The sequence below is a fragment of the Pseudomonas nitroreducens TX1 genome, assembly GCF_000313755.1.
In the GTDB taxonomy this organism is placed as follows: Bacteria; Pseudomonadota; Gammaproteobacteria; order Pseudomonadales; family Pseudomonadaceae; genus Pseudomonas; species Pseudomonas nitroreducens_A.
In genome coordinates this window covers 1-21458 of the sequence record NZ_AMZB01000088.1, presented here as the reverse complement: position 1 = coordinate 21458, position 21458 = coordinate 1, and the positions used below count along the sequence as shown (strand labels likewise).

Annotated in this window: 15 protein-coding genes, 1 tRNA gene and 2 pseudogenes; 6 read left to right on the top strand and 12 right to left on the bottom strand. The window is 64.8% G+C overall.

Annotated features, from left to right (window positions below):
• Positions 1-89 precede the first annotated feature (89 nt).
• Positions 90-221 carry a co-regulatory protein PtrA N-terminal domain-containing protein gene (locus tag C167_RS35275; RefSeq protein ID WP_017517502.1) on the bottom strand — a complete coding sequence of 44 codons (132 nt, stop codon included), beginning with the start codon at positions 219-221 and terminating at the stop codon, positions 90-92.
• A gap of 126 nt (positions 222-347) precedes the next feature.
• Between C167_RS35275 and C167_RS0106745 the strand changes: the two genes are divergently transcribed.
• Positions 348-1028 (top strand): heavy metal response regulator transcription factor, encoded by a 681-nt coding sequence (locus C167_RS0106745; RefSeq protein ID WP_017517501.1) that lies wholly within the window; start codon positions 348-350, stop codon positions 1026-1028.
• On the top strand, positions 1025-2341 hold the full coding sequence (locus C167_RS0106740) for a heavy metal sensor histidine kinase (RefSeq protein WP_017517500.1): 1317 nt from the start codon (positions 1025-1027) through the stop codon (positions 2339-2341). The genes C167_RS0106745 and C167_RS0106740 overlap by 4 nt, the downstream gene beginning before the upstream one ends.
• An 86-nt stretch (positions 2342-2427) precedes the next feature.
• On the opposite strand, the gene C167_RS0106735 is transcribed toward C167_RS0106740, so the two are convergent.
• The 4 genes from C167_RS0106735 to C167_RS0106720 all read right to left on the bottom strand — a co-directional run bounded on the left by C167_RS0106735 (position 2428) and on the right by C167_RS0106720 (position 5693).
• On the bottom strand, positions 2428-3207 hold the full coding sequence (locus C167_RS0106735) for an ABC transporter permease (RefSeq protein WP_017517499.1): 780 nt from the start codon (positions 3205-3207) through the stop codon (positions 2428-2430).
• A complete protein-coding gene (locus C167_RS0106730) occupies positions 3204-4136 on the bottom strand; it encodes an ABC transporter ATP-binding protein (protein ID WP_017517498.1) in 933 nt (310 codons plus the stop codon). The genes C167_RS0106735 and C167_RS0106730 overlap by 4 nt, the downstream gene beginning before the upstream one ends.
• 107 nt (positions 4137-4243) lie before the next feature.
• A complete protein-coding gene (locus C167_RS0106725) occupies positions 4244-4861 on the bottom strand; it encodes a glutathione S-transferase (protein WP_017517497.1) in 618 nt (205 codons plus the stop codon).
• A 172-nt stretch (positions 4862-5033) separates the two neighbouring features.
• The gene (locus C167_RS0106720) at positions 5034-5693 is read right to left on the bottom strand and encodes a transglutaminase-like domain-containing protein (RefSeq protein WP_017517496.1); all 660 of its coding nucleotides are present in this window, start codon (positions 5691-5693) and stop codon (positions 5034-5036) included.
• A gap of 248 nt (positions 5694-5941) precedes the next feature.
• On the opposite strand from C167_RS0106720, the gene C167_RS0106715 reads away from it, so the two are divergent.
• From C167_RS0106715 to C167_RS0106700, 4 genes are all read left to right on the top strand, one after another.
• Positions 5942-8377, top strand: coding sequence for an acyl-CoA dehydrogenase (locus C167_RS0106715; RefSeq protein ID WP_017517495.1), 2436 nt, complete (start codon positions 5942-5944; stop codon positions 8375-8377).
• 116 nt (positions 8378-8493) lie between these two features.
• Complete coding sequence (locus C167_RS0106710; RefSeq protein WP_017517494.1) at positions 8494-8907, top strand: PA2816 family glutamine-rich protein; 414 nt, start codon at positions 8494-8496, stop codon at positions 8905-8907.
• A 72-nt stretch (positions 8908-8979) separates the two neighbouring features.
• Positions 8980-9390 (top strand): PA2817 family protein, encoded by a 411-nt coding sequence (locus C167_RS0106705; RefSeq protein WP_017517493.1) that lies wholly within the window; start codon positions 8980-8982, stop codon positions 9388-9390.
• 292 nt (positions 9391-9682) lie between these two features.
• Positions 9683-14200 carry a DUF5801 repeats-in-toxin domain-containing protein gene (locus tag C167_RS0106700; protein ID WP_017517492.1) on the top strand — a complete coding sequence of 1506 codons (4518 nt, stop codon included), beginning with the start codon at positions 9683-9685 and terminating at the stop codon, positions 14198-14200.
• Between the two features lie 81 nt (positions 14201-14281).
• On the opposite strand, the gene C167_RS32275 is transcribed toward C167_RS0106700, so the two are convergent.
• The 7 genes and pseudogenes from C167_RS32275 to C167_RS0106670 form a co-directional block, all read right to left on the bottom strand.
• Complete coding sequence (locus tag C167_RS32275; RefSeq protein WP_051167946.1) at positions 14282-15040, bottom strand: response regulator transcription factor; 759 nt, start codon at positions 15038-15040, stop codon at positions 14282-14284.
• Between the two features lie 649 nt (positions 15041-15689).
• Entirely contained in the window at positions 15690-17069 is a 1380-nt protein-coding gene (locus C167_RS0106690) for a TolC family outer membrane protein (protein ID WP_017517490.1), read from the bottom strand.
• Positions 17070-17071: 2 nt separating this feature from the next.
• Complete coding sequence (locus tag C167_RS0106685; protein ID WP_017517489.1) at positions 17072-18385, bottom strand: HlyD family type I secretion periplasmic adaptor subunit; 1314 nt, start codon at positions 18383-18385, stop codon at positions 17072-17074.
• Positions 18366-20141: a type I secretion system permease/ATPase gene (locus tag C167_RS0106680; RefSeq protein WP_017517488.1), complete on the bottom strand. Its 1776-nt coding sequence runs from the start codon at positions 20139-20141 to the stop codon at positions 18366-18368. The genes C167_RS0106685 and C167_RS0106680 overlap by 20 nt, the downstream gene beginning before the upstream one ends.
• Before the next feature lie 372 nt (positions 20142-20513).
• Positions 20514-20750 (bottom strand): annotated as a pseudogene (locus C167_RS0106675) (tellurium resistance protein TerC); the annotation flags it as partial.
• Positions 20747-20916 (bottom strand): annotated as a pseudogene (locus C167_RS35445) (hypothetical protein); the annotation flags it as partial. The pseudogenes C167_RS35445 and C167_RS0106675, both read right to left, overlap by 4 nt.
• A 364-nt stretch (positions 20917-21280) precedes the next feature.
• Positions 21281-21356, bottom strand: a tRNA-Gly gene (locus tag C167_RS0106670).
• Between the last annotated feature and the right edge of the window lie 102 nt (positions 21357-21458).

Here is a 21458-nt window from a genome sequence, read left to right as displayed (position 1 = left end):
GCTTGGCGCCGGCGCGCCCGCGGCGGGGTATAAAGAGGGCGAAAAAAAGCCCGCCAGAGGGCGGGCAAGGACAGCACGATGAAGCGGATTCAGCAGGCCTGGCGCACCGTGGCGGCCTGTTCCTGCATGCGCTGGAAAGTGATATCCCCTCCTCCGTCAGCCAGGGCCGGCGTGACGGGGAAGAACAGCACGGCAAACAGCGTGGAGATGATCAGGTGCATGGCAGGCTCCTCGATGGCGCTGGAAAATGAATACGCCGCCAGTCTGCAACGCCGACACTGTCAGTTCGCTGACCGCCCCATTACCCTGATGACAGCCGCGCATCGAGCGCGCCAATGGATACCCGGATGAAACTCCTCATCGTCGAAGACGAACCGCGCATCGGCCAGTACCTGCAACAGGGCCTGAGCGAGGCCGGCTTCGCCGTCGACCTGACCGCCGACGGCGACGAAGGCCTGCAACTGGCCCTGGCCGGCGAACATGACCTGTTGATTCTCGATGTGATGCTGCCCGGCCGCGACGGCTGGCAGATCCTCCAGGCGCTGCGCCAGACCGGCAGCGCGGTGCCCGTGCTGTTCCTCACCGCCCGCGATGCCGTGGAAGACCGCGTACGCGGCCTGGAACTGGGCGCCGACGACTACCTGGTGAAACCCTTCGCCTTCGTCGAGCTGCTGGCCCGGGTGCGCACGTTGTTGCGCCGTGGTGGCCAGCAGCTGCAGGAAACCACCCTGCAGCTGGCTGACCTTGAACTGGACCTGCTGCGCCGCCGCGTGCACCGCGCCGGCAAGCGCATCGACCTGACCGCCAAGGAGTTCGCCCTGCTGGAACTGCTGCTGCGCCGCAGCGGCGAGGTGCTGCCCAAGTCGCTGATCGCCTCCCAGGTATGGGACATGAACTTCGACAGCGACACCAACGTCATCGAAGTCGCCATCCGCCGTCTGCGCGCCAAGGTCGACGACGACTTCCCGCAGCGTCTGATACACACCGTGCGCGGCATGGGCTACGTGCTGGAAGAGCGCGAAGCATGACTGCGCGCCTGTCCCTCGGCCTGCGCCTGAGCCTGCTGTTCGCCGCCTGCACCGCTGCCGTGTCGTTGCTGGCAGGCATCGTGTTCAGCCGCGCCAGCGAGGCGCATTTCATCGAGCTGGACCAGCAGTTGCTGAACGGCAAACTGGCGATCTTCCGCGACGTGTTGAACGGTGTTGGCAGCGCCGACCAACTCGCACCGCACCTTGCCGAGCTGCGCCGCGAACTGGAGCGCCATCCCGACCTCGGCCTGCGACTGCAAGGCCACGATGGGCAACGCTGGTTCTGGCAATTGCCGACGATGAGCATGGCCAGCGACGAACCCCCTGCCTACCGCGAACTGCAAGCGCCATTGAATGCCGAGCGATCCGACGGCCCGCAACTGACGCTGATCCTCGACATCACCCACCACCAGCATTTCCTGCAGCGCATGCAGCGGCTGATCTGGATGACCATGGGCTTCTCCGCCCTGGCCACCGCCCTGCTCGGTGCCTGGGCCGCACGCGCCAGCCTGCGCCCGTTGCGGCAAATGAGCGAGATGGCGGCGCAGGTCAGCGCGCACTCCCTGACCACCCGCCTCGACGCCGGGCAGATGCCGCAGGAGCTGCGCGGCCTGGCCGGGGAGCTGAACGCCATGCTGGCGCGCCTGGAAGAGGCCTTCCAGCGCCTGTCGGCCTTCTCCGCCGACATCGCCCACGAGCTGCGCACGCCACTCACCGGACTGCTGACCCAGACCCAGGTGGTGCTGTCGCGCCCGCGCGGACTGGAGGAGTACCGCGAGGCGCTGCACGGCAACCTGGAGGAGCTGGAGCGGCTCACCGCGATGGTCAACGACATGCTGTTCCTGGCCAAGGCCGACCATGGCCTGCTCATGCCCAGCAGCCAGCCCCTTGCGCTGGCCGGCGAGGTGGACGAGTTGCTGGAGTTCTACGGGCCTTTGGCCGAGGAAAAATCCATTGCCCTGGAGCGCGACGGCGAGCTGTCGGTAGAGGGCGACCGCGCGTTGCTGCGTCGGGTACTGGCCAACCTGCTGGACAACGCCCTGCGCTTCACCCCGGACGGAGGGCAGATTCGCATTCGCCTGGAGCCGGGCCGCCTGAGCGTGGAGAATCCAGGGCGGGAGATTCCCGCCGAACGCCTGCCACGCCTGTTCGACCGCTTCTACCGCGCCGATCCGGCCCGCCGCGAAGGCCAGGGAGAACATGCCGGACTGGGGTTGGCGATCTGCCGCTCAATCGTCCGCGCCCATGGCGGGGAGATTCGCTGTGAGTCGGCCGATGGGTGGACGCGGTTCGTCATCGAGTTCACGCAGTAGCGCCTACAGGGGGACTTACCCACCGCGAGATATCAAAAAAGAAAAAGGCCCCAACCGGGGCCTTTTTCATCAGCGCAACGCGCCGCTCACTGGCGCATGCCGCGGCCGCTCACCAGCAGGCGCACACAGAAGAAATACAACACCACCGTCGCCACCAGCATGAAGATCACCGCCGTGCCGATGCGGATGTCGGAGACACCGAGAATGCCATAGCGGAAGGCGTTGACCATGTGCAGGATCGGGTTGGCCAGCGACACGGTCTGCCAGAACGGCGGCAGCAGCGTGATGGAGTAGAACACCCCGCCCAGGTAGGTCAGCGGCGTCAGCACGAAGGTCGGGACGATGGAGATATCGTCGAAGTTGCGCGCGAACACGGCATTGACGAAACCGCCCATGGAGAAGATCCCGGCCGTCAGCACCACCACCAGCACGGTGATGCCCAGGTGGTGGATCTGCAGGTCGGTGAAGAACAGCGACAGCAGGGTGACGATCACACCCACCGCCAGCCCGCGCAGCACGCCGCCGCAGACGAAGCCCAGGAGGATGGTGTGCGGCGAGACCGGCGAGACCAGCAGCTCCTCGATGTTGCGCTGGAACTTGCTGCCGAAGAAGCTCGACACCACGTTGCCGTAGGAGTTGGTGATCACCGACATCATGATCAGCCCCGGCACGATGTACTGCATGTAGGTGAAGCCGCCCATGTCGCCGATCTGCCGGCCGATCAGGTTGCCGAAGATGACGAAGTACAGAACCATGGTGATCGCCGGCGGCAGCAGGGTCTGCGGCCAGATGCGCAGGAAGCGGCGGACTTCCCGGTAGACGATGGTGTTGAGGGCGACCCAGTTGGCGCGCAGTTCGTGACTCATACCGCCACCTTCGACAGATTCTTCTCCACCAGCGACACGAACAGCTCCTCCAGGCGGTTGCTCTTGTTGCGCAGGCTCAGCACCTGATGGCCCATGGCGTTGAGCTGGACGAACAGGCCGTTGATGCCCAGCGACTTGTCCACCTGCACCTCCAGGGTGTGATCATCAACCAGGCGCACCGGGTAGCCATCCAGCTTCGGCGCCTCGCTCAGGGTGCCCTGCAGGTCCAGGTAGAAGGTCTCCACGTGCAGCTTGCTCAGCAGCTTGCGCATGCTGGTGTTCTCCACGATGGTGCCGTGGTCGATGATCGCGATGTTGCGGCACAGTTGCTCGGCCTCCTCCAGGTAGTGCGTGGTGAGGATGATGCTGATGCCTTCGTCGTTGAGCTCGGTGAGGAAGTTCCACATCGAACGGCGCAGTTCGATGTCCACACCGGCGGTGGGTTCGTCGAGGATCAACAGGCGCGGCTCGTGCACCAGCGCGCGGGCAATCATCAGGCGGCGCTTCATGCCACCGGAGAGCTCGCGCGAGGCGGAATTGCGCTTGTCCCACAGGCCCAGCTGGGTCAGGTATTTCTCGGCGCGGCCCTTGGCCACGCTCATCGGGATGCCGTAGTAGCCGGCCTGGGTGACGACGATGTCGAACACCTTTTCGAACTGGTTGAAGTTGAATTCCTGGGGCACCACGCCCAGGCAGCGCTTGAGGCCGTACGGGTCCTTGTCCAGGTCATGGCCGAACACGTTGACCGTACCGCTGGTCTTGTTCACCAGGGTGGAGAGGATGCCGATGGTGGTGGACTTGCCGGCGCCGTTGGGGCCCAGCAAGGCAAAGAAATCGCCCTCGGCGACGTCCAGATCGATGCCCTTGAGGGCCTGGAAGCCGTTGCCGTAGGTCTTCGTCAGTTGACGGATGGACAGCGCGGAACTCATGGGTTTTCCCGTTGCAAGTCGGTGGAAAGACGCATGTCTATGGAAAAAAGGCCTGCTTGATAAGGGTACGCCGCGAGGATTGCAACCTCCGCGGCGCGCGCAGGCATTCAGGTCAGGTCGGTCATCACCGCGGCACGGTAGGCCGGACGCGCCTTCAAGCGTTCGTACCAGGCCTTGAGATGCGGCTGTGCCGGGCGCTCGATAGGCATTTCGAACCAAGCATAGATGAAGCAGCCCAGCGGAATGTCGCCGATGCCGAATTGTTCGCCGGTGAGGTACGGCTGCTTCGCCAGCGCCGCCTCAGGAACCGCCAGCAGGCCCGCGCAGGTATCGATGGCGGCCTGGATGGCGGCAACGTCGCGCTGCTCCGGCGCCGTGCGCACCGTCCCCCAGAACACGGTACGGAACGGCGTTGCCAGGGACGAGGTGGTCCAGTCCATCCATTTCTCGGCGCTGGCGCGTTGCTGCAGGTCCTGCGGGTAAAGGTCCGGAGCGTAGCGCGCGGCGAGGTAGCGGACGATGCTGTTGGACTCCCAGAGAATGAAGCCTTCATCGTCCAGCGTCGGCACCACGCCGTTGGGGTTCAGCGCACGATAAGGCGCGTCGTTGACCACGCCGAATGCGCCGCCGGCATCGATCCGCTCGTAGGCCAGGCCCGCCTCTTCCGCACACCAGAGCGCCTTGCGCACGTTGGAGGAATTCTTCCGGCCCCAGATCTTGAGCATGCTGCGCCTCTCTTGTCGTCGTTGGTATCGCGCCCGGCGGACGCGACTTCGGATGACGGCACCCTACCGGCAAAGGCGCGAGGAAAAAAGACTCGCGTACTGATGGTTACTATCGATTACGTTCATGGGCGATTACGTTCATGGGCGATTGCTTTGATGGGAGCGACAGCGTTCATGCGCCGCGCGCTTCTGCACGCATATCGCCGGCGAGCGCAGCGGCGCCACCGTTGAACAGGTGCGGATAGCACTGTTTGAGGTAACCGAAGAAGAACTCCTCGGGCACATCGGGAAACTGGCCGTGGTCGCGCAGGTACTCCATGTGCCGTTCACCGTCGCGGTTGAAAGCGTGGAAGACGCTGTCGTTGCGCCCGTCGAACTCCAGCGGCAGCACGCCGAAGGCTTCGCACAGACCGATGTCGAAGGCTGGCGTAGCCTTGACCCAGCGGCCTTCGAGGAACAACTCGGTGTAACCATGCATGGCGAACACCTCGCTGCGCAGCAGTTCCAGCAGGCGCGGCGTGGCCAGGTGGTTCTTCACGTCGGCCAGGCCGATGCGCGCGGGGATGCCGCAATGCCGGGCGCAGGCCGCCAGCAGCGTGGCCTTGGGCACGCAGTAGGACTGCCCGGCCTCTAGCGCATGGCTCGCCTTGAGCGTCTGCGGGTCGGGGCTGAACACGTAGGGGTTGTAGCGAATCCGATCGCGCACGGCGTAATACAGGGCTACCGCCTGCTCCAGCGGTGTACTGCCGTCACCGCGGTGATTTAGAGCGAACTCGATTACCCCCGGGTGGTCACTATCAACGAACCGGCTGGGCTTGAGGTATTGCTGCATGGCGCTGTCTCCGGGGTTTCGTCCTTGATGGCGTCAACAGTCTAACCAGCGGCGTCGCCTGCCCGACAAGGCGATCCGGCCAAGCTGTCCGGCCATGCGGCCATCGGTCCTGTCCGGCCAGCTAAGCTTGCGATGCATGATGGAGTGGGAGCCTGATCGGCGATGCCCACCGCTGTGCCCGCGCACTTTCGTCACCAAGCCCGCCGCGGCCTGCTGTCGCCGGGGTGGACTGTCATGGAGGAATCCGCATGTTGCTCGTCTGGTTACTCGTCCTGATCCTTGGCGTCGCCTGGCTCGCGCACCGCCGCGCCGCGCCCCTGAAGGCACTCGGCATCGTCGCCGTGTACCTCGCACTGATGAGCCTGTTCAGCCACGCTCATGGCTGGATGGTGCTGCTGTGGCTGCTCTGGGCCATGGTCGCAGTAACCATCCTTGCCACCGACCTGCGCCGCAGCCTGTTCACCTCGCGGTTGTTCGCCTGGTTCAAGAAGACTTTGCCGCCAATGTCCGAGACCGAACGCGAAGCGATCGAGGCCGGCACCGTCTGGTGGGACGGCCAGCTGTTCAGCGGCCGCCCGGACTGGCACACCCTGCTGGCCTATCCCCGCGCGCAACTGACGGAAGAGGAGCAGGCCTTCGTCGACGGCCCCACCGAGCAGCTCTGCGCAATGATCGACGACTACCAGGTCGGCAAGGACATGGACCTGCCGCCCCAGGCCTGGGCGTTCATCAAGAACCAGGGCTTCTTCGGCCTGATCATCCCGAAGGAATACGGCGGCAAGGGCTTCTCCGCCTTCGCCCACTCGCAGGTGGTGATGAAGCTCGCCACCCGCAGCGGCGACCTCGCCTCCACCGTGATGGTGCCCAACTCCCTCGGCCCCGCCGAACTCCTGCTGCACTACGGCACCGATGCCCAGCGCCAGCGCTACCTGCCGCGCCTGGCCAGCGGCGACGAGATCCCCTGCTTCGCCCTGACCAGCCCGCAGGCCGGCTCCGATGCCGGCGGCATGACCGACGTCGGCGTGGTCTGCAGGGGCCAGTGGGAAGGCGAGGAAGTCATCGGCCTGCGCCTGACCTGGGAGAAGCGCTACATCACCCTCGGCCCGGTGGCCACCCTCCTCGGCCTGGCCTTCAAGTGCCATGACCCGGACCATCTGCTGGGCGAGGAAGAAGACCTGGGCATCACCCTGGCGCTGATCCCCACCGCCACCCCCGGCGTGCAGATCGGCCGTCGCCACGTGCCGCTGGGCGCCGCCTTCATGAACGGCCCCAACTCCGGCAAGGACGTGTTCGTGCCGCTGGACTACATCATCGGTGGCCAGCAAATGATCGGCAAAGGCTGGATGATGCTGATGAACTGCCTGTCGGTGGGCCGCTCGATCTCGCTGCCGGCGGTGGGCACCAGCGCCGCCAAGGCCGGCAGCTACGTCAGCGGCCGCTACGCCCAGGTGCGCGAGCAGTTCAACGTGCCGCTGTCGGCCTTCGAAGGTATCCAGGAAGCCCTCGCCCGCATCGGCGGCAACGCCTGGATGATGGACAGCGCGCGCATCCTCACCGCCAACGCGGTGGACCTGGGCGAAAAGCCCTCGGTGCTGTCGGCCATCCTCAAGTACCACCTCACCGAACGCGGCCGCGAGTGCATCGCCCACGCCATGGATATCCACGGCGGCAAGGGCATCATCCTCGGGCCCAACAACTACCTGGGCCGTTCCTGGCAGGCCGCGCCGATCTTCATCACTGTCGAGGGCGCCAACATCCTCTCGCGCAACCTGATGATCTTCGGCCAGGGCGCCATCCGCTGCCATCCGTATGTGCTCAAGGAGATGGAACTGGCCCGCCGCGAGGACCAGGACCAGGCCGAGCGCGAGTTCGACGAACTGCTGCTGAGCCACATCGGCTTCGCCGTCAGCAACGCCGCCAGCAGCCTGCTGCTGGGCCTGGGCTTCGGCAGCTTCGACCAGGTGCCGGGCGACCGCGTCAGCCGCCCGTACTACCGTGCGCTGAACCGCCTCGCCGCATCTTTCGCGCTGCTCGCCGATTTCAGCATGATGATGCTCGGCGGCGAGCTGAAGCGCCGCGAGCGCCTCTCCGCGCGCCTGGGCGATGCGCTGAGCCACCTCTACCTGGGCTCCGCCGCACTCAAGCGCTACCACGACCTGGACAACCCGGACTACCTGCATCCGCTGCTGCACTGGGCCATGGAGGAAAACCTCGAGAAAGCCGAAGCCGCGCTGGCCGACCTGATCGACAACTTCCCCAACCGAGCCTTCGGCTGCCTGCTGCGTGTGCTGGTGCTGCCGCTGGGTCGTCGCCATCGTGGCCCGAGCGATGCGCTGGATGCGCAGATCGCCGACATCCTCGGCCGCCCGCTCAGCGACCCGGCGTTGCAGGCGATCCTCGCCGGCGCGCACCTGCCCACCGGCGCAGACGATCCCGTCGCCAAGCTCACCTTCGCCTACGACCAACTCGCTGCCGCCGCGCCTCTGCAGAAGAAACTGCACAAGGCGCTCAAGGAGCATGGCGTCACTCCCAAACCGGGGCAGTCGCCTATCGACGCTGCGCGTGACGCAGGCGTGCTGGAGGACGCGGAAGCGGAAACCCTGCACGCCGCCGAAAGCGCCCGCCGCGCGGTGATCGACGTGGATGATTTCTCCAAGGAAGAACTGGCCGGCAAGGCCGAGTGACTGCGATTTTCACGCACGGGGCGCCTTCGGGCGCCTCTTTTTTCTCCGACGCACAGCAATGCCGATCCGGACTATCGGGTGCACACTCAAGGCATACCCTTCATGGAGAACCGCCGATGCGTCGATCCCTCCTCTTGCTGCTCGTGCTGCTGGCCGGCAGCGCCCAGGCCGACCCCTGGCTCTACCCCAGCCGGCCACGCCCGGCGCCAGCGCCGAGCCCGGTCATCGACCCTGTCCAGCAACAGCAGGACAGTCTGCGCCGCCAGCAACAGTTGCGACAGAACCAGCTGGACAGCCAGCGCCTGAATTACGAAGACCAGCGCCTGCAGCGGCAGCAGCAGGACCTGCAGCGCCAGCAGGATAACCAGCAGCGCTGGAACGAACAGCGCCGGCAGAGCGACCAGATGATCCAGCGGCAGAAGAACGACCTGCAGCAACAACAGTTGCAACAGCAGCAGCGCATCCTCGACCAGCAGCGCCAGCAGATCGACAACCAGCGCCGGCAGATCCAGATGCGCCCGCTCCGTTGATCGTCCCGACGGCAGCGGCGGCGAAACCCGATATACTCCCCGGCCGTTTGTACACAGCTCCAGAGGAATCCCATGGCCAGCGCCTATCTCGACCACCACATCGCCCTGCTCAACCACCTGCGCATGATCCTTGGCGCCCTGGGCGAAGCCGAGCAGGTTCCCGAGGACAACCACGGCCTGTTCCTCGAGCGCTTCGACGAGTTGCTGGTGGAACTGCCGCGCGACCCGGAAGGCGCCCAATATCTGGGCCAGGACCTGATCAGTCAGATTTTCCACCGCTATCCGCAGATCGCCCACCTGATCCCGCGCGACCTGCTGTGGTTCTTCGGCGGCGACTGCCTGCACTACATGCCCGACGAAGAACTGCAGATGTACCAGCAGCTCGACGAGCGTCGCTTCGAGGCCGAAGAAAACGGCGAGCCCTTCGACTGGAACCGTGAAAAGCAACTGCTTGCCCTGCCGGAAGACACAGCGAAGCACTGAGCCTCGAGCAGAACCAAAGAAGCCCGCATGATGCGGGCTTTTTCGTGGACAATCGCCAGCTTTTACCCACGATTCGTCGAAAAACGACGCTTCTGCCTCTCGTCCGCAAGCGCAGCGCTGCAACCACCCGGCGCCTGCGCTGCCTGGCCTGCCTAGTCCGAAACTCCCACCTTGCCTGGGAGTATCGGCCGATGCGAATTCCCCGGTGCGTCCCCATAGTCGTGGCATGTAGCAGTAAAAGGCCAGCAGTCGAGGTCTGGCCACCACGCATGGAAATGCTCGGGAGAACATCATGACCATCCATAAGAAGATTGCGTCGCCAACGCGCCCCACCGCAGATGACAGCACCGCTCCTTCCGTGGCCACCGACCAGAACGATTACGCGCCCGGCAGTACCGCCATCATTACCGCCAGCGGCTTCACCGCCGGCAGCACCGTGAAGATCGAGGTGGACCACGCCACCGGCCCGGGCGCCGACGGCGTCTGGGGCACGCCGGACGACGTGCTCAACACCAGCGCCGGTGCCGGCCACGCCCCCTGGTACGTGACCGACGGCGGCGCCGGCGACCTGGACGGCCTGGTCAACGGCAGCGTGACCACTTCCTGGTACGTCGACCCGGACGACTCGGCCGGGGCGCGATTCCTGCTCTCCGCTTCCAGTGACGGCGCCACGGCGACCGCCACCTTTACTGACGCCGGCCCCATCGTATCGGCCACCGGCGTGACCGTCTCGCTGGACGAAACCGCCGGCCTGCAGAACGCCACGGCAACCCCAAGCCCGGCGGGCGACGCCAATGACAACGACATCCTCCTCGCCTCCCTGCCCGCCGCCTTCACCGCCCGCCTGACAGCGCTGGGTGCCGGCACTGCGTCGGGCGCCGCCCTGAGCGGCTATACCGGTGCAGCCGGAAATACCGGCAGCAACGCGTTCACCATCAGCGCCGCTCCAGGTGGCGCAATCACCGACATCCTCTTCACCGGCAGCGGCGGCGCGCCGCTCAATGGCCTGGACAGCGGCCTGGACACCCTCGCCGGGGTGGACATCCTTCTCTACACCGACGCCACCAACAACAACGTCCTGCTCGGGCGCGCCGGCGGCGCCAACGGCACCATCGTGTTCGCCGCTTATATCGAGGAAACCGGCTCGCCGGTCAGCGGCGGCAAGATCTGGACCGTGGAATACCAGCCACTCAAGCACCCGGACGGCACCAATGCCGATGATGCCCTCAACCTCCTGAACAAGGTCTACATCGGCACCAGCCAGGACCTGACCTTCAGCCTGGCCGACGCCCCGTCCGGGCAGAATCTGTTCCTGATGTTCACCACGGCGACCCCGACCACGGTGAATGACAACGGGGTCATACGCATCACCGACCCGACCATCATCGCCACCGGCAAGGACCCGGCCAACCAGTCCACCGGCGCCAACATCACCACCGGCGACACCATCAACACCAGCCAGGCCGGCGGCCCGACCACCTTCGGCACCAACAACCAGATGATCGTCGAGCAGGAAGGCATCCGCTTCACCTTCGTTACCGGTGCCCGACAGGACATGACCATCCCCAACCTGGACCAGAACGAGGCCGATGTCGAAGCCAACATCGACTTCACCCAGATGTTCAACGCCAAGACCGCCAGCTTCGACGTCGTGCAGTTGCAGAGCGGCAAGAGCGCCATCGTCAAGATCAGCGCGTTCAGCACCGCCGCCGAGGCGGGCAACGCCTTCATCGACGGCTATGCCGGTGACACCACGGTCGCTATCACCAACGTCCGCGTCCTGAACAGTACTACCGGCGCGGTGCTGGAAAACTCCAACGGCTCGGTGAACGACCCGGGCATCGTCATCACCATCACTGGCGGCGTGGCAACCATCACCGGCGTGCTGGCCGGATACAAGATCGAGTACACCACCACGGCGGATCACAACCGCGTGCTCGTCGAGAACGGCGCGGCGGTCGATGCCAAAGGCAATGACCACGCCGACTTCGACATCGGCGGCTTCAAGTTGCTGCAGGTGTCCACCGCCACCGTCGAAATCGGCTCGAAGATGATCTTCGAGGATGACGGCCCGAGCATCAGCACCACCGGTACCGAACCCACGCTGACGGTGGACGAAACCGTCCTCGGTACCGACGCCTCGCAGAGCTTCGCCGCCAACTTCACCTCGGCCTTCGGCGCCGACGGCGCGGGCACCCTGACCTACGCGCTGAGCGTGATCGCCGGCGCCTCGGGACTGGTGGACACAGCCACCGGCGAAGCGGTGAACCTGTCCATGAACGGCGCCGTGGTGGAAGGCCGCACAGCGGTCAGCAACGACCTGGTATTCACCGTCAGCGTAGCTGCCAACGGCACCGTCACGCTGGACCAGATCCGCGCCGTGGTCCACCCCGATACCAACGATCCGGATGACTCGAAGACTCTCACCTCCGACGACCTGGTGAAGCTCACCGCCACCAAGACCGACGGCGACGGCGACAGTGCCCGGGCCACCCTGAACATCGGCCAGAACCTGCTGTTCAAGGATGACGGGCCGACCGTCAGCCCCGCTGGCACGGAGCCGGTGATGACGGTGGACGAGTCGGATCTCACGACCAACTCGCTGCAGGGCTTTGCCGCCAATTTCACCGCCTCGTTCGGCGCCGACGGCGGTGGCACTGTCACCTACACCCTGGGCTGCGTCTCCGGGGCCTCCGGGCTGACCGACACCACCACCGGCCAATCGGTGGTCCTCTCGCTCAACGGCAACGTGGTGGAAGGCCGCTGCGCCGTGAGCAACGACCTGGTATTCACCGTCAGCGTGGCCGCCAATGGCGACGTCACCCTCGACCAGTTGCGCGCCATTGTCCACGCCAACGCCAACGATCCCGATGACTCACGCACCCTGAGTTCGGACAGCCTGGTCACCCTGACCGCCACCGTCACCGACAAGGAAGGCGACAGCACCCAGGCCACGCTGAACATCGGCCAGAACCTGATCTTCAAGGATGACGGGCCGACTATCGGCACCACCGGCACCGAGCCGACCCTCACGGTGGACGAAAGCGACTTCAGCACCAACGCCACGCAGAACTTCGCCGCCAACTTCAGTCCCAGCTATGGCGCCGACGGGGCCGGCGCGACCCCGGTGAGCTATGCCCTGAGCGTCATTGCCGGCGCCTCCGGGCTGGTCGACACTGCCACCGGCCAGGTGGTCAACCTGTCGCTCAACAACGGCGTGGTGGAAGGTCGCACGGCGATCAGCAACGCACTGGTCTTCACCGTCAGCGCGGCCAGTAACGGTGACGTCACGCTCGACCAGCTGCGCGCCGTGGTCCACGGGAATGTCACCGACCCCAACGACAGCAGGACCCTCAGCGCGGACAACCTGGTGAAACTCGTTGCAACCGCGACCGACAAGGATGGCGACACAGCCCAGGCGACCCTGAACATCGGACAGAACCTGATGTTCTACGACGACGGCCCGTCGCTGGCCTTCGGCAACATCGTCGGCACCGGCAGTACCCTGGCGCAGACCGGCTACTGGGACCATTCCTTCGGCGCCGACGGCAGCAGCACAGCGGGCCTGGATATTGCCCTGGCGAACGGACAGTTCACCCTGGTACGACCCAACGGCACGACCACCACCGGGACCGGCACGCTCACCGAAACGTCGCCGTCGCCGGATATCAATGGTGCGTACCACTTCGCGGGCACTCTCACCGGTGATTTCGACAACAACGCCAGCACTGCCAACACCAGTGTCGACTACACGCTGACGGCGCTGGCCGATGGCACCTACACCCTGGACCTGGTGCAGGGCTTCAGTTCGACGCTGGTGCTGAGCACCGCCAACGGGTCCCTCGGAGCCGGCGGCCCGGACCCGGTACAGACGTTGACCATAGGCACTGACGCCGTCGTCTTCTTCGCCGCCAAGGCTCTGGCCCCGCAGACGGGCGCGAACAGCATCCTGACCGGGATAGGACAGGGCGCAACCGATCCGACCGAGGCGCAGTTGCAGACCAACCCGCTACCGTCGTACATCGACGACCAGAAGGCCCTCAACGTCAGTACATCCGGCATCGGCGTGAAGAACAACGTGCTGCAGGGCAGCGGCGCCGGCATCACCGCCGGTGACGACAGCTTCGTGGCCAACCCGCAGACGCTGCTGACCTCGGTGAAGGTGTTCATCGACAACTCGGTGGGCGGCTACGACCCAGCCTCGGAATCGCTGTACTACGTCGCCTACTACGACGACGGCACGACGTCCGGTGCGCCGATCAAGGTGGTGGCGGGCAACCTGCAGAACGAGGCTGGCGGACAGAAATCCTTCACCGTGCAGACCGTCGCCGGCAAGATGATCGATGCCATCCAGCTGACCATGGCCGAGGGCATGATCAAGATCCCGACCATCCAGTTCATCCGGCAGGTCGAGAATCTGGCCAGCGACGTCAAGCTGTCGTTCAACGCCACGGTGACCGACGGCGATGGCGACACCGCGACCAGCGCCTTCACCGCCAACCTGTTCGCCAACAAGGCCGCCGGCGGGACCTTTGACTACGTACTGGCAGGCGTGACCGGCACCCGCGAGGCCTTCAACGTCGACCTGGCACGCACCGAGAACAAGTACCAGGTCACCGGTTTCGACACTGCGGGCCAGCGTGACAAGCTGGTCCTCAATGGTGATGCCACGTCGACCGTGCAGAACATCGACAACAACGGCGCCGACAGCATCGTGAGCATCCAGGAGTCCGGCGGGCAGATCACCACCATCACAGTGGTGGGGGTCGACATCCTCAACACCGACATCGTGCATGGCAGCGCAACCTAGTTCGCACGCGGGAAAGAAGCGGGGGTGGCCTGGATGCCACCCCCCTTCATTTTTACCGTCAATCGGGCGCGGCAACGGCGCTCAATTGTTGCGCAACGACGAACCATTGCCCTGGTGCGGGGAGCGGTCCATCTCAACCCACGCAGACTCCGGCGGCTCTTCGCTGCCAGCCAGTCCATGCTTCAACGCATACATCAGCAGGTCCATGCGGTTGATCAGGTTGAGCTTCTGGTAGATGTTGCTCAGGTGGTTGTGCACCGTGTGTTCGCTGATGCCCAGGCGCTCGGCGATGCTCATGTACTTGGCCGACGGGTCTTCGACTATGGCGCTGATCAGCTCCCTTTCGCGCACCGTCAGCCGGGCGTGCTTGGCCTGCTCGTGGTTGCACCTGAGCGGCACGTGCCCACTGGCCGCGTAGCCGGAAAGCCCGCCCGCCCAGGCGCGATCCCGTGCGATATCGCGATGATGGACGTTGACGATGGCCTGGATGATCGATTCGGTCGGATCTTCCGCCAGCACGATGCCCCGCGCGCCCGCCTCTATCGCCTGGGCGGCCGGAACCGCCTCGTACAGCCCCTTGAGCAGCAGCACTTTCATTTGCGCGCTGCGTGTCAGTTCGGTGACCACTTCGAGCGGGTTCAGGGCGTCCGGGAAGAAGCTGAAGAAGATCACATCGGGGCGCTGCTGGTCGGCGAGGTCCAGCGCATAGGTGTAGGTCGTGGCCTGGCCGCTGACCTCCATTCGCGGCCGCCTGGCATTGATCAGATCGTGAAGGCCGATCAGTACGAGCGGACGGCAATCGACCAGCATCACCCGTATCGTTTTTCTGTGGTCAGACATGGCTTTCTGACCCCCTCTTCAAAGGGCTTCGCGTGCGCCCTTCCAGTGGAGCTCTGCATACCGGGCAAGAGCAGTTGGAAGTGCGCCGGAAGCGGTAACGGATGCTTGCGGCGCCAGGACCGTAGCCGGCGGGTGGAGACGTCTTTGGCGAGAACATGCCTTTTACCCGCAGGGGCCGGTGGGGTTGCGCAAGAGCCGAACAACCCATCGAGGCGGCATCAACACGAGTGCCCATCAACACGTTGCACATGATTCCGTGCTCCCTCGACCGGTCATCTGAGTCTAGGTCAGGCCGGTCCTCTACCCGCTTGGCCACCCGTCGACCAGCGGTTCGATTTCGGGGCAGGCGACGCTCCGCGCCGCACCTCCCGACACTCGCCACTTCCCGGAAATCAAACGCTTGCAACCATCAGCGGCACTCGGAATGAGCCTTTCCATCGCAGCGGGATTCGTCAATTAAACGACGAATGGCTGGGGAAAATTACAACAAGGACGATCTCGTCAAAATATCGTCAAGATCGCCGTTCCGGCCCAGGGTGACAGCAGGACGACGACGGCCGGCACCGGCGCGCGCTGGCTTGCCGAAAGAGCTCACTCTCGAACGATGAAGGCAGGGAACGCGAGGGCGCGAGAGCGCCCTGCGGGAGGGTCAAGGACGCGGAAGAGCCTCGCTGGAAGCGCCGGCGCTGAGCCAGCCATTCACGCTCTGTACGCTCTCGATCGGCGGCCTGCCCGCCCAGCGATTCAGGGTGAAGACGTTGCTGAGAAACTCGTACTGAGTCTTGAGCAGATCCCGGCGGGCGCGGAATTCGTTGCGCACAGCGGCAAGTACGTCCACCGCGTTGACCATGCCATAGCCCAGCGCCTTTTCCGCCGACTCGCGCGACTTGTGCGCCGAGACCAGAGCCAGTCGGTTGGCCTGGATCTTCTCGCCATTGGAGTTGGCCGTCAGGTAGGCGCTGGTGATCTCCTTGACCACCCGGCGGCGGATTTCCTCCAGTTGCTCCTCCGCCACCAGTTGGTCCTGGTACAGCCCGCGCACCCGCGCCGAGGTCGAGCCGCCGCTGTAGATCGGCACCTGCAGTCCGACGCCGGCAACATAACTGTCGGTGCGCGGCGCCAGGGAGTTGTTGTAGCCCTCGTTGGTCTGTTGTGCGCTGAGGTTCAGGCTCAGGGTCGGATAATGCCCTCCCTTGCCGCTGCGCAGCGCCGCTTCCGCTGCATCGACGCCGCTCTGCCTGGCCTTGAGCGCCGGGTTCAGCGCGACGCCATCACGCACCCAAGCGTCAAGGCTCTGCTCCGACATCTGCAGGCGTACGTCATCGCGGACCCGACTGAGCCGCTCCTTCACCGGCCGCCCCACTATTTCCGTCAATGCCTCGCGACTGATGGTCGCCTGGTTGCGCGCTTCCAGTTCCTGGGCCGCAAGCAGGTCCACGCGGGCCTGCAGATCGAGCTGGTCGGTCACCAGGGCCAATTGCCGGGCGTACAGCGCATTGACCCGGTCCAGGCTTTCCTGGGTGGTGCGGCGCTCGGCAATCACCAGCTCCAGCTCATCCTCGGCCGCCAGTGCGGTGAAATAGCGCCGCGCCAGTTCCACGGTGGCCTCCGCCTGGGCGTCCAGCGCCTCGTTTTCCGACTGCACCGCCATGCTCTTGAACTTCTGGTAGTTCTCCCAGGCCGCCTTGTTGTAGAGGTACTGGCGCAGCACAAGGCTGTAGTTCTCGCTGTCGTAGCTCTCGTCGATCAGGTCGTTGCGCTGGTGGATCTGGTTGGTCCCGGCATTGAGCGACAGTTGTGGCAGCAGCACGCCCATGGCTTCGCGCTGGTATTCCTTGCCCGCCTGCGCGTGGGCGTAGGACGCCAGAATCTGCGGGTCCTCCAGCCGCGCCTCATGGTACAGGCGCAGCAGGTCGGTGGCGTCCTGCGCCACGCCAACACCCGTGGGCGCCGCCGTGTAGGTCTGCGCCAGCGCGCAACTCGACGCCAGCGTCAGCACCCCCGCCAGCCAGAAGGTCGATGCGTCCATGGTCATTCCTCGATCATCGATTGGGAAAGGGCGTTGCGCGCCGGTTGCATCAGGTACTGCAACAGGGTGCGCTGCCCGGTGATGATCAGCACGTCCGCCGGCATGCCCGGCAGCAACTTTCGCTCGCCCAGCGTGCGAGCCCCTTTTTCGGTGACGCGGACCCGCGTGAGGTAATAGGCAGCGTTGGTCTTCTCGTTGACCAGGCGATCCGCCGAGACGTTGATGACCTCGCCCTCGATCACCGGCGTGGTCGCGCTGTTGAAGGCGCTGAAGCGAATGTCCGCGCGCTTGCCGATGGCCACGCGGTCGATGTCCACCGGCGGAACCTGGGCCTCGATCACCAGTTCTGACACCGAGGGCACTATGTCCAGCAACGGCGTCGCCGGACGCACCACACCGCCGACGGTATGCACCGTCATGCCGATCACCATGCCCGCGTCCGGCGCCCGGATGACGATGCGCCCCAGCCGGTCCTCGAGCGACGAACGCTTCTCCTGCAGGTCATAGATGCGTGTCTGCACCTCGGCCAGCTGTTTGGCGACTTCGGCACTGAAATCCTTGTCGATCTGCAGGATCTGCAGCTGCGTTTCGTTGATCTGCAAGCGCGTGCGGTTGATCGTGGAACGGTGATCGGCGATTTCCGCGCGAATCATCTGCAGCTTGCGCTGCTGTTCCAGCAGGCGCTGCTTGTCGACGTAGCCTTGCTTGAGCAGGTCGGACAACTCATCGATTTCGCCGCCGTAGGAGTTCGCCAACTGGCCCTTGGCACCGATCATCGATTGCAGCCCGTCGATCTGCTGGTTCAACTGGCCGATGCGCTCGCGCAGCACGGATATCTGCCCCTGCCGCGATCCCTGGCGGGCATTGAAGACCTGGGTTTCGCTCTGCCGCGCCTCCTCACCGCGCGAACTGGCGAGGTCGCCAACCCCTTCGAAGTCGATGGCCCCACGCGAGTCGCGCTCGGCTTTGAGCCGCGCCTCCATCGCCTCGGCGGCGATCAGCTGGCTGCGGGTCATCTCGTATTCGAATCGCAGCTGGGCATCGTCAAGCACGATCAATGGGGCGTCGCGTTTGACGATGTCGCCATCATGCGCCAGCACTTCCTTGACGATGCCGCCCTCCGGATGCTGCACCGTCTTGCGGTAGGCCTGCACGGTCACCACGCCGGGCGCATAGACGGCGCCGTCCAGCGGGGCGAACGCCGCCCAGGTGCCGAACAGGCCGAAGGTCACCGCAACGATGGCCACCCCCAGACGGCGGACCTTGAGGTCCGACAAAGGCAGGTCGGCGAAGCTCTCAATGGGGTGACTGGGCATCGGCGTCATCCTTGTGGGTATCCACCGGAGCGATGCTGGCGCCCGCCGGCTTCGGGCGCTGCGGCACCTGTGGCGGCTGCCTGGCGGTGAGCTCGGCGAGCACCTGGTCACGCGGTCCGTAGAGCGTCACGGTGCCGTCGTTCATCAGCATCAGCCGGTCGAGCTGGGAAACGAGGTTGGTGCGGTGGGTGATGACGAAGACAGTCGCGCCGCTCTGCTTGAGCTGGTGGATGGCAGCGGCCAGCGCGCGATCACCGACATCGTCGAGGTTGGAATTGGGTTCGTCGAGCACGATCAGCCTCGGGCTGCCATACAGTGCGCGAGCCAGGCCGATACGCTGGCGCTGCCCACCCGAGAGCATCAGCCCTTCGCTGCCGATGACGGTGTCGTAGCCGTCCGGCAGCAACAGGATCATCTCGTGAACCCCGGCGATTTTCGCCGCCTGGATGACCCTCTCCGATTCCACCTCGGCGAAGCGGGCGATGTTCTCGCCGACGGTGCCCTCGAACAGTTCGATGTCCTGGGGCAGGTAGCCGATGTGCGGGCCGAGGTCGTGCTTGTTCCAGGTACTGATGTCCGCACCGTCCAGGCGAACGACCCCGTGCAATGGCGGCCATATACCCATCAGCGCCCGCACCAGGGTGGACTTCCCCGCCGCGCTCGGCCCGATGATGCCCACTACGCAACCGGCGGGCACGCTGAAACTGATGTTCTTGATGATCGGTGTCGTGCAGCCCGGCGCCGTCACTACCAGGTTCTCCACCTGGATATGCCCCTGGGGTGCCGGCAGCGGCATGCGCTGGGGTTGTGCCTGCAGCTTTTCGAGGATGTCGTTCAAGCGGTTGTACTGCGAGCGGGCCGCGATGAAGCCCTTCCAACTGCCAATGATCAGGTCCAGCGGCGCCAGCGCCCGGCCGAGCAGGACGGCACCGGCGAAGACCATCCCCGGCCCGACCTGATGATCCACCGCGAGATAAGCGCCCAGCCCGAGTACCAGCGACTGCACCAGCAGGCGGAAGGTGCGGGAAAGCGTGCTGATCACCGCCCCCTTGTCACTGGCCACCGATTGCAGCAACAGCACGCTGCGCTGCCGGCTCCCCCAACGGTCCATCAGCGTTTCCAGCATGCCCATGGACTCGATGACTTCGGCGTTGCGCAGGTTCTTGGTGGTTTGGAGCGTTGCCGCGATGTGTTCCTTGTTGGCCTGCGCCAGGGCCGGCGCGGTCACCTTCTCGTTGACCACGGCAAGCACCAGCAACAGCACGGCGCTACCCACCGCCACCCAGCCCAGCCAGGGGTGGAAGAGGAACATCACCGCGATATAGATAGGCAGCCACGGCGCATCGAAGAAGGCGAACAGGCCGCTGCCGGCAAGGAACTGGCGCAGGCCGGTCAGGTCGTTGAGAGGCTGGGCCGAAGCGTCCATCCCGCCACTGTGCAGCGCCCTTTTGAAACTGGCCTTGTAGACCTGGCGGCTGAGCAGCACATCGAGCCGCGTGCTGACCCGCACCAGGATGCGCGAGCGGACCCATTCCAGGGACCCGAGCGTGATCACCAGCAGCGTCATGATCAGCGTGAGCATGGTCAGCGTGGTCAGGCTGCCGCTGGTGATCACCCGGCCGTAGACCTGCAGCATGTAGAAGGTCGGCACCAGCATCAGTGCGTTGATGAACAGGCTGAAAAAACCTACGAACAGGAAACTATCGCGACAGGCCCGCAGTGCGCTTCGGAGGTTCTCCACGGGAATATTTCGCATGCAAACCTCTGATCGCGAGACCGACCTGAGTGGAGCTTAGATCAAGGAAATTGCCGATGTGCGGCCAATGGCCATGCCACTGTCGACGGCGGTTGCAGTCCGTGAAAAACTTGTGAAAATCCCTGTCGTCCAACGCGTTTTCGCGCCCGTGCCACCTTCCCCGGAGGGCTCTGGGACAGGGCTTTCGCGGCGTGATCGAGCGCCCGGCGTGTCCTTTGAAAATTCCGATCACCGGTTCGCCCCCGCGCAACCGCCGGCCACGAAAAAGAGCCCGCGGCGAGGCGGGCTTTTCTTGAATCAAGCGAAATCGCGCTAGCGCTCGGAAACGTCGCCGGCGTCGTCCTCCTTGCCGGGGAATAACTGACTGGCAACGAACAACATGTCAGACACCTCGACCACCACCAGGCAGAGGAACAAAGGAGTAGCGAACCGCGCGCCCTTGGCCAGGCTGACGCCCTTGTTTTCCGGCTTGCGCAGCTCCGTCTCGAGGTGCGTGCGAGCGATGAAGAAACGACTGCCGACCAGCTTCGGCCAGACGGGGAACAACACCCGGTGGCGCAGGCCGTCCGGCACCGTGAACCAGGCGAAGATGGCGATGAAGACGAAAATTCCAGGCCAGGAAGTACCATGGCTCCCAGGCGCCGAAGAAAGCCAAAGTGCAAAAGGCGAACCAGAGGATCGGCAGAAAGCTGTCATGCCGGGTCAGGGTGCCGTCGAAATCGAACACCGACAGGACATTGACCGCGTCATCCTGATCCTCTGCGCTTGGCGGCAATTGGGCCGCGTTCAGGTGACTGCGCAACTTCGGCATCTGTGCATCAACCCCATCACGACAAGCTCCACGAATGCCCGTCCACTTCGCTGGAGCGCTTCATGAATGGGCCCCACTCCATCGCACGGCGATGAGCGCTGGCATTCTCGGGTGCCTGTCCGGGGCGACAAACGGGATTCTCCTCAGGGCTGCGTCAGCATTTTCTTCAATGCAGGCACACGACGGCTTTCGCAGGGAGGCCGCGACAAGCCTGGCAGTCGGGAGAGAACGGCAGGTAGCGCAGTGACGGGGAAGGCGAGGAACAACGAGGGGCAAACTTTTCGCCGCACAAACGAAAACGCCGCCCTGATGGGCGGCGTTTCGATTCTGGAGCGGGAAACGAGACTCGAACTCGCGACCCCGACCTTGGCAAGGTCGTGCTCTACCAACTGAGCTATTCCCGCATCAACTTGCTGTAACCGTCCGCATTCGCTGGAGGTTTAACGAAAACGCCGTCCTGGTGGACGGCGCTTCGATTTTGGAGCGGGAAACGAGACTCGAACTCG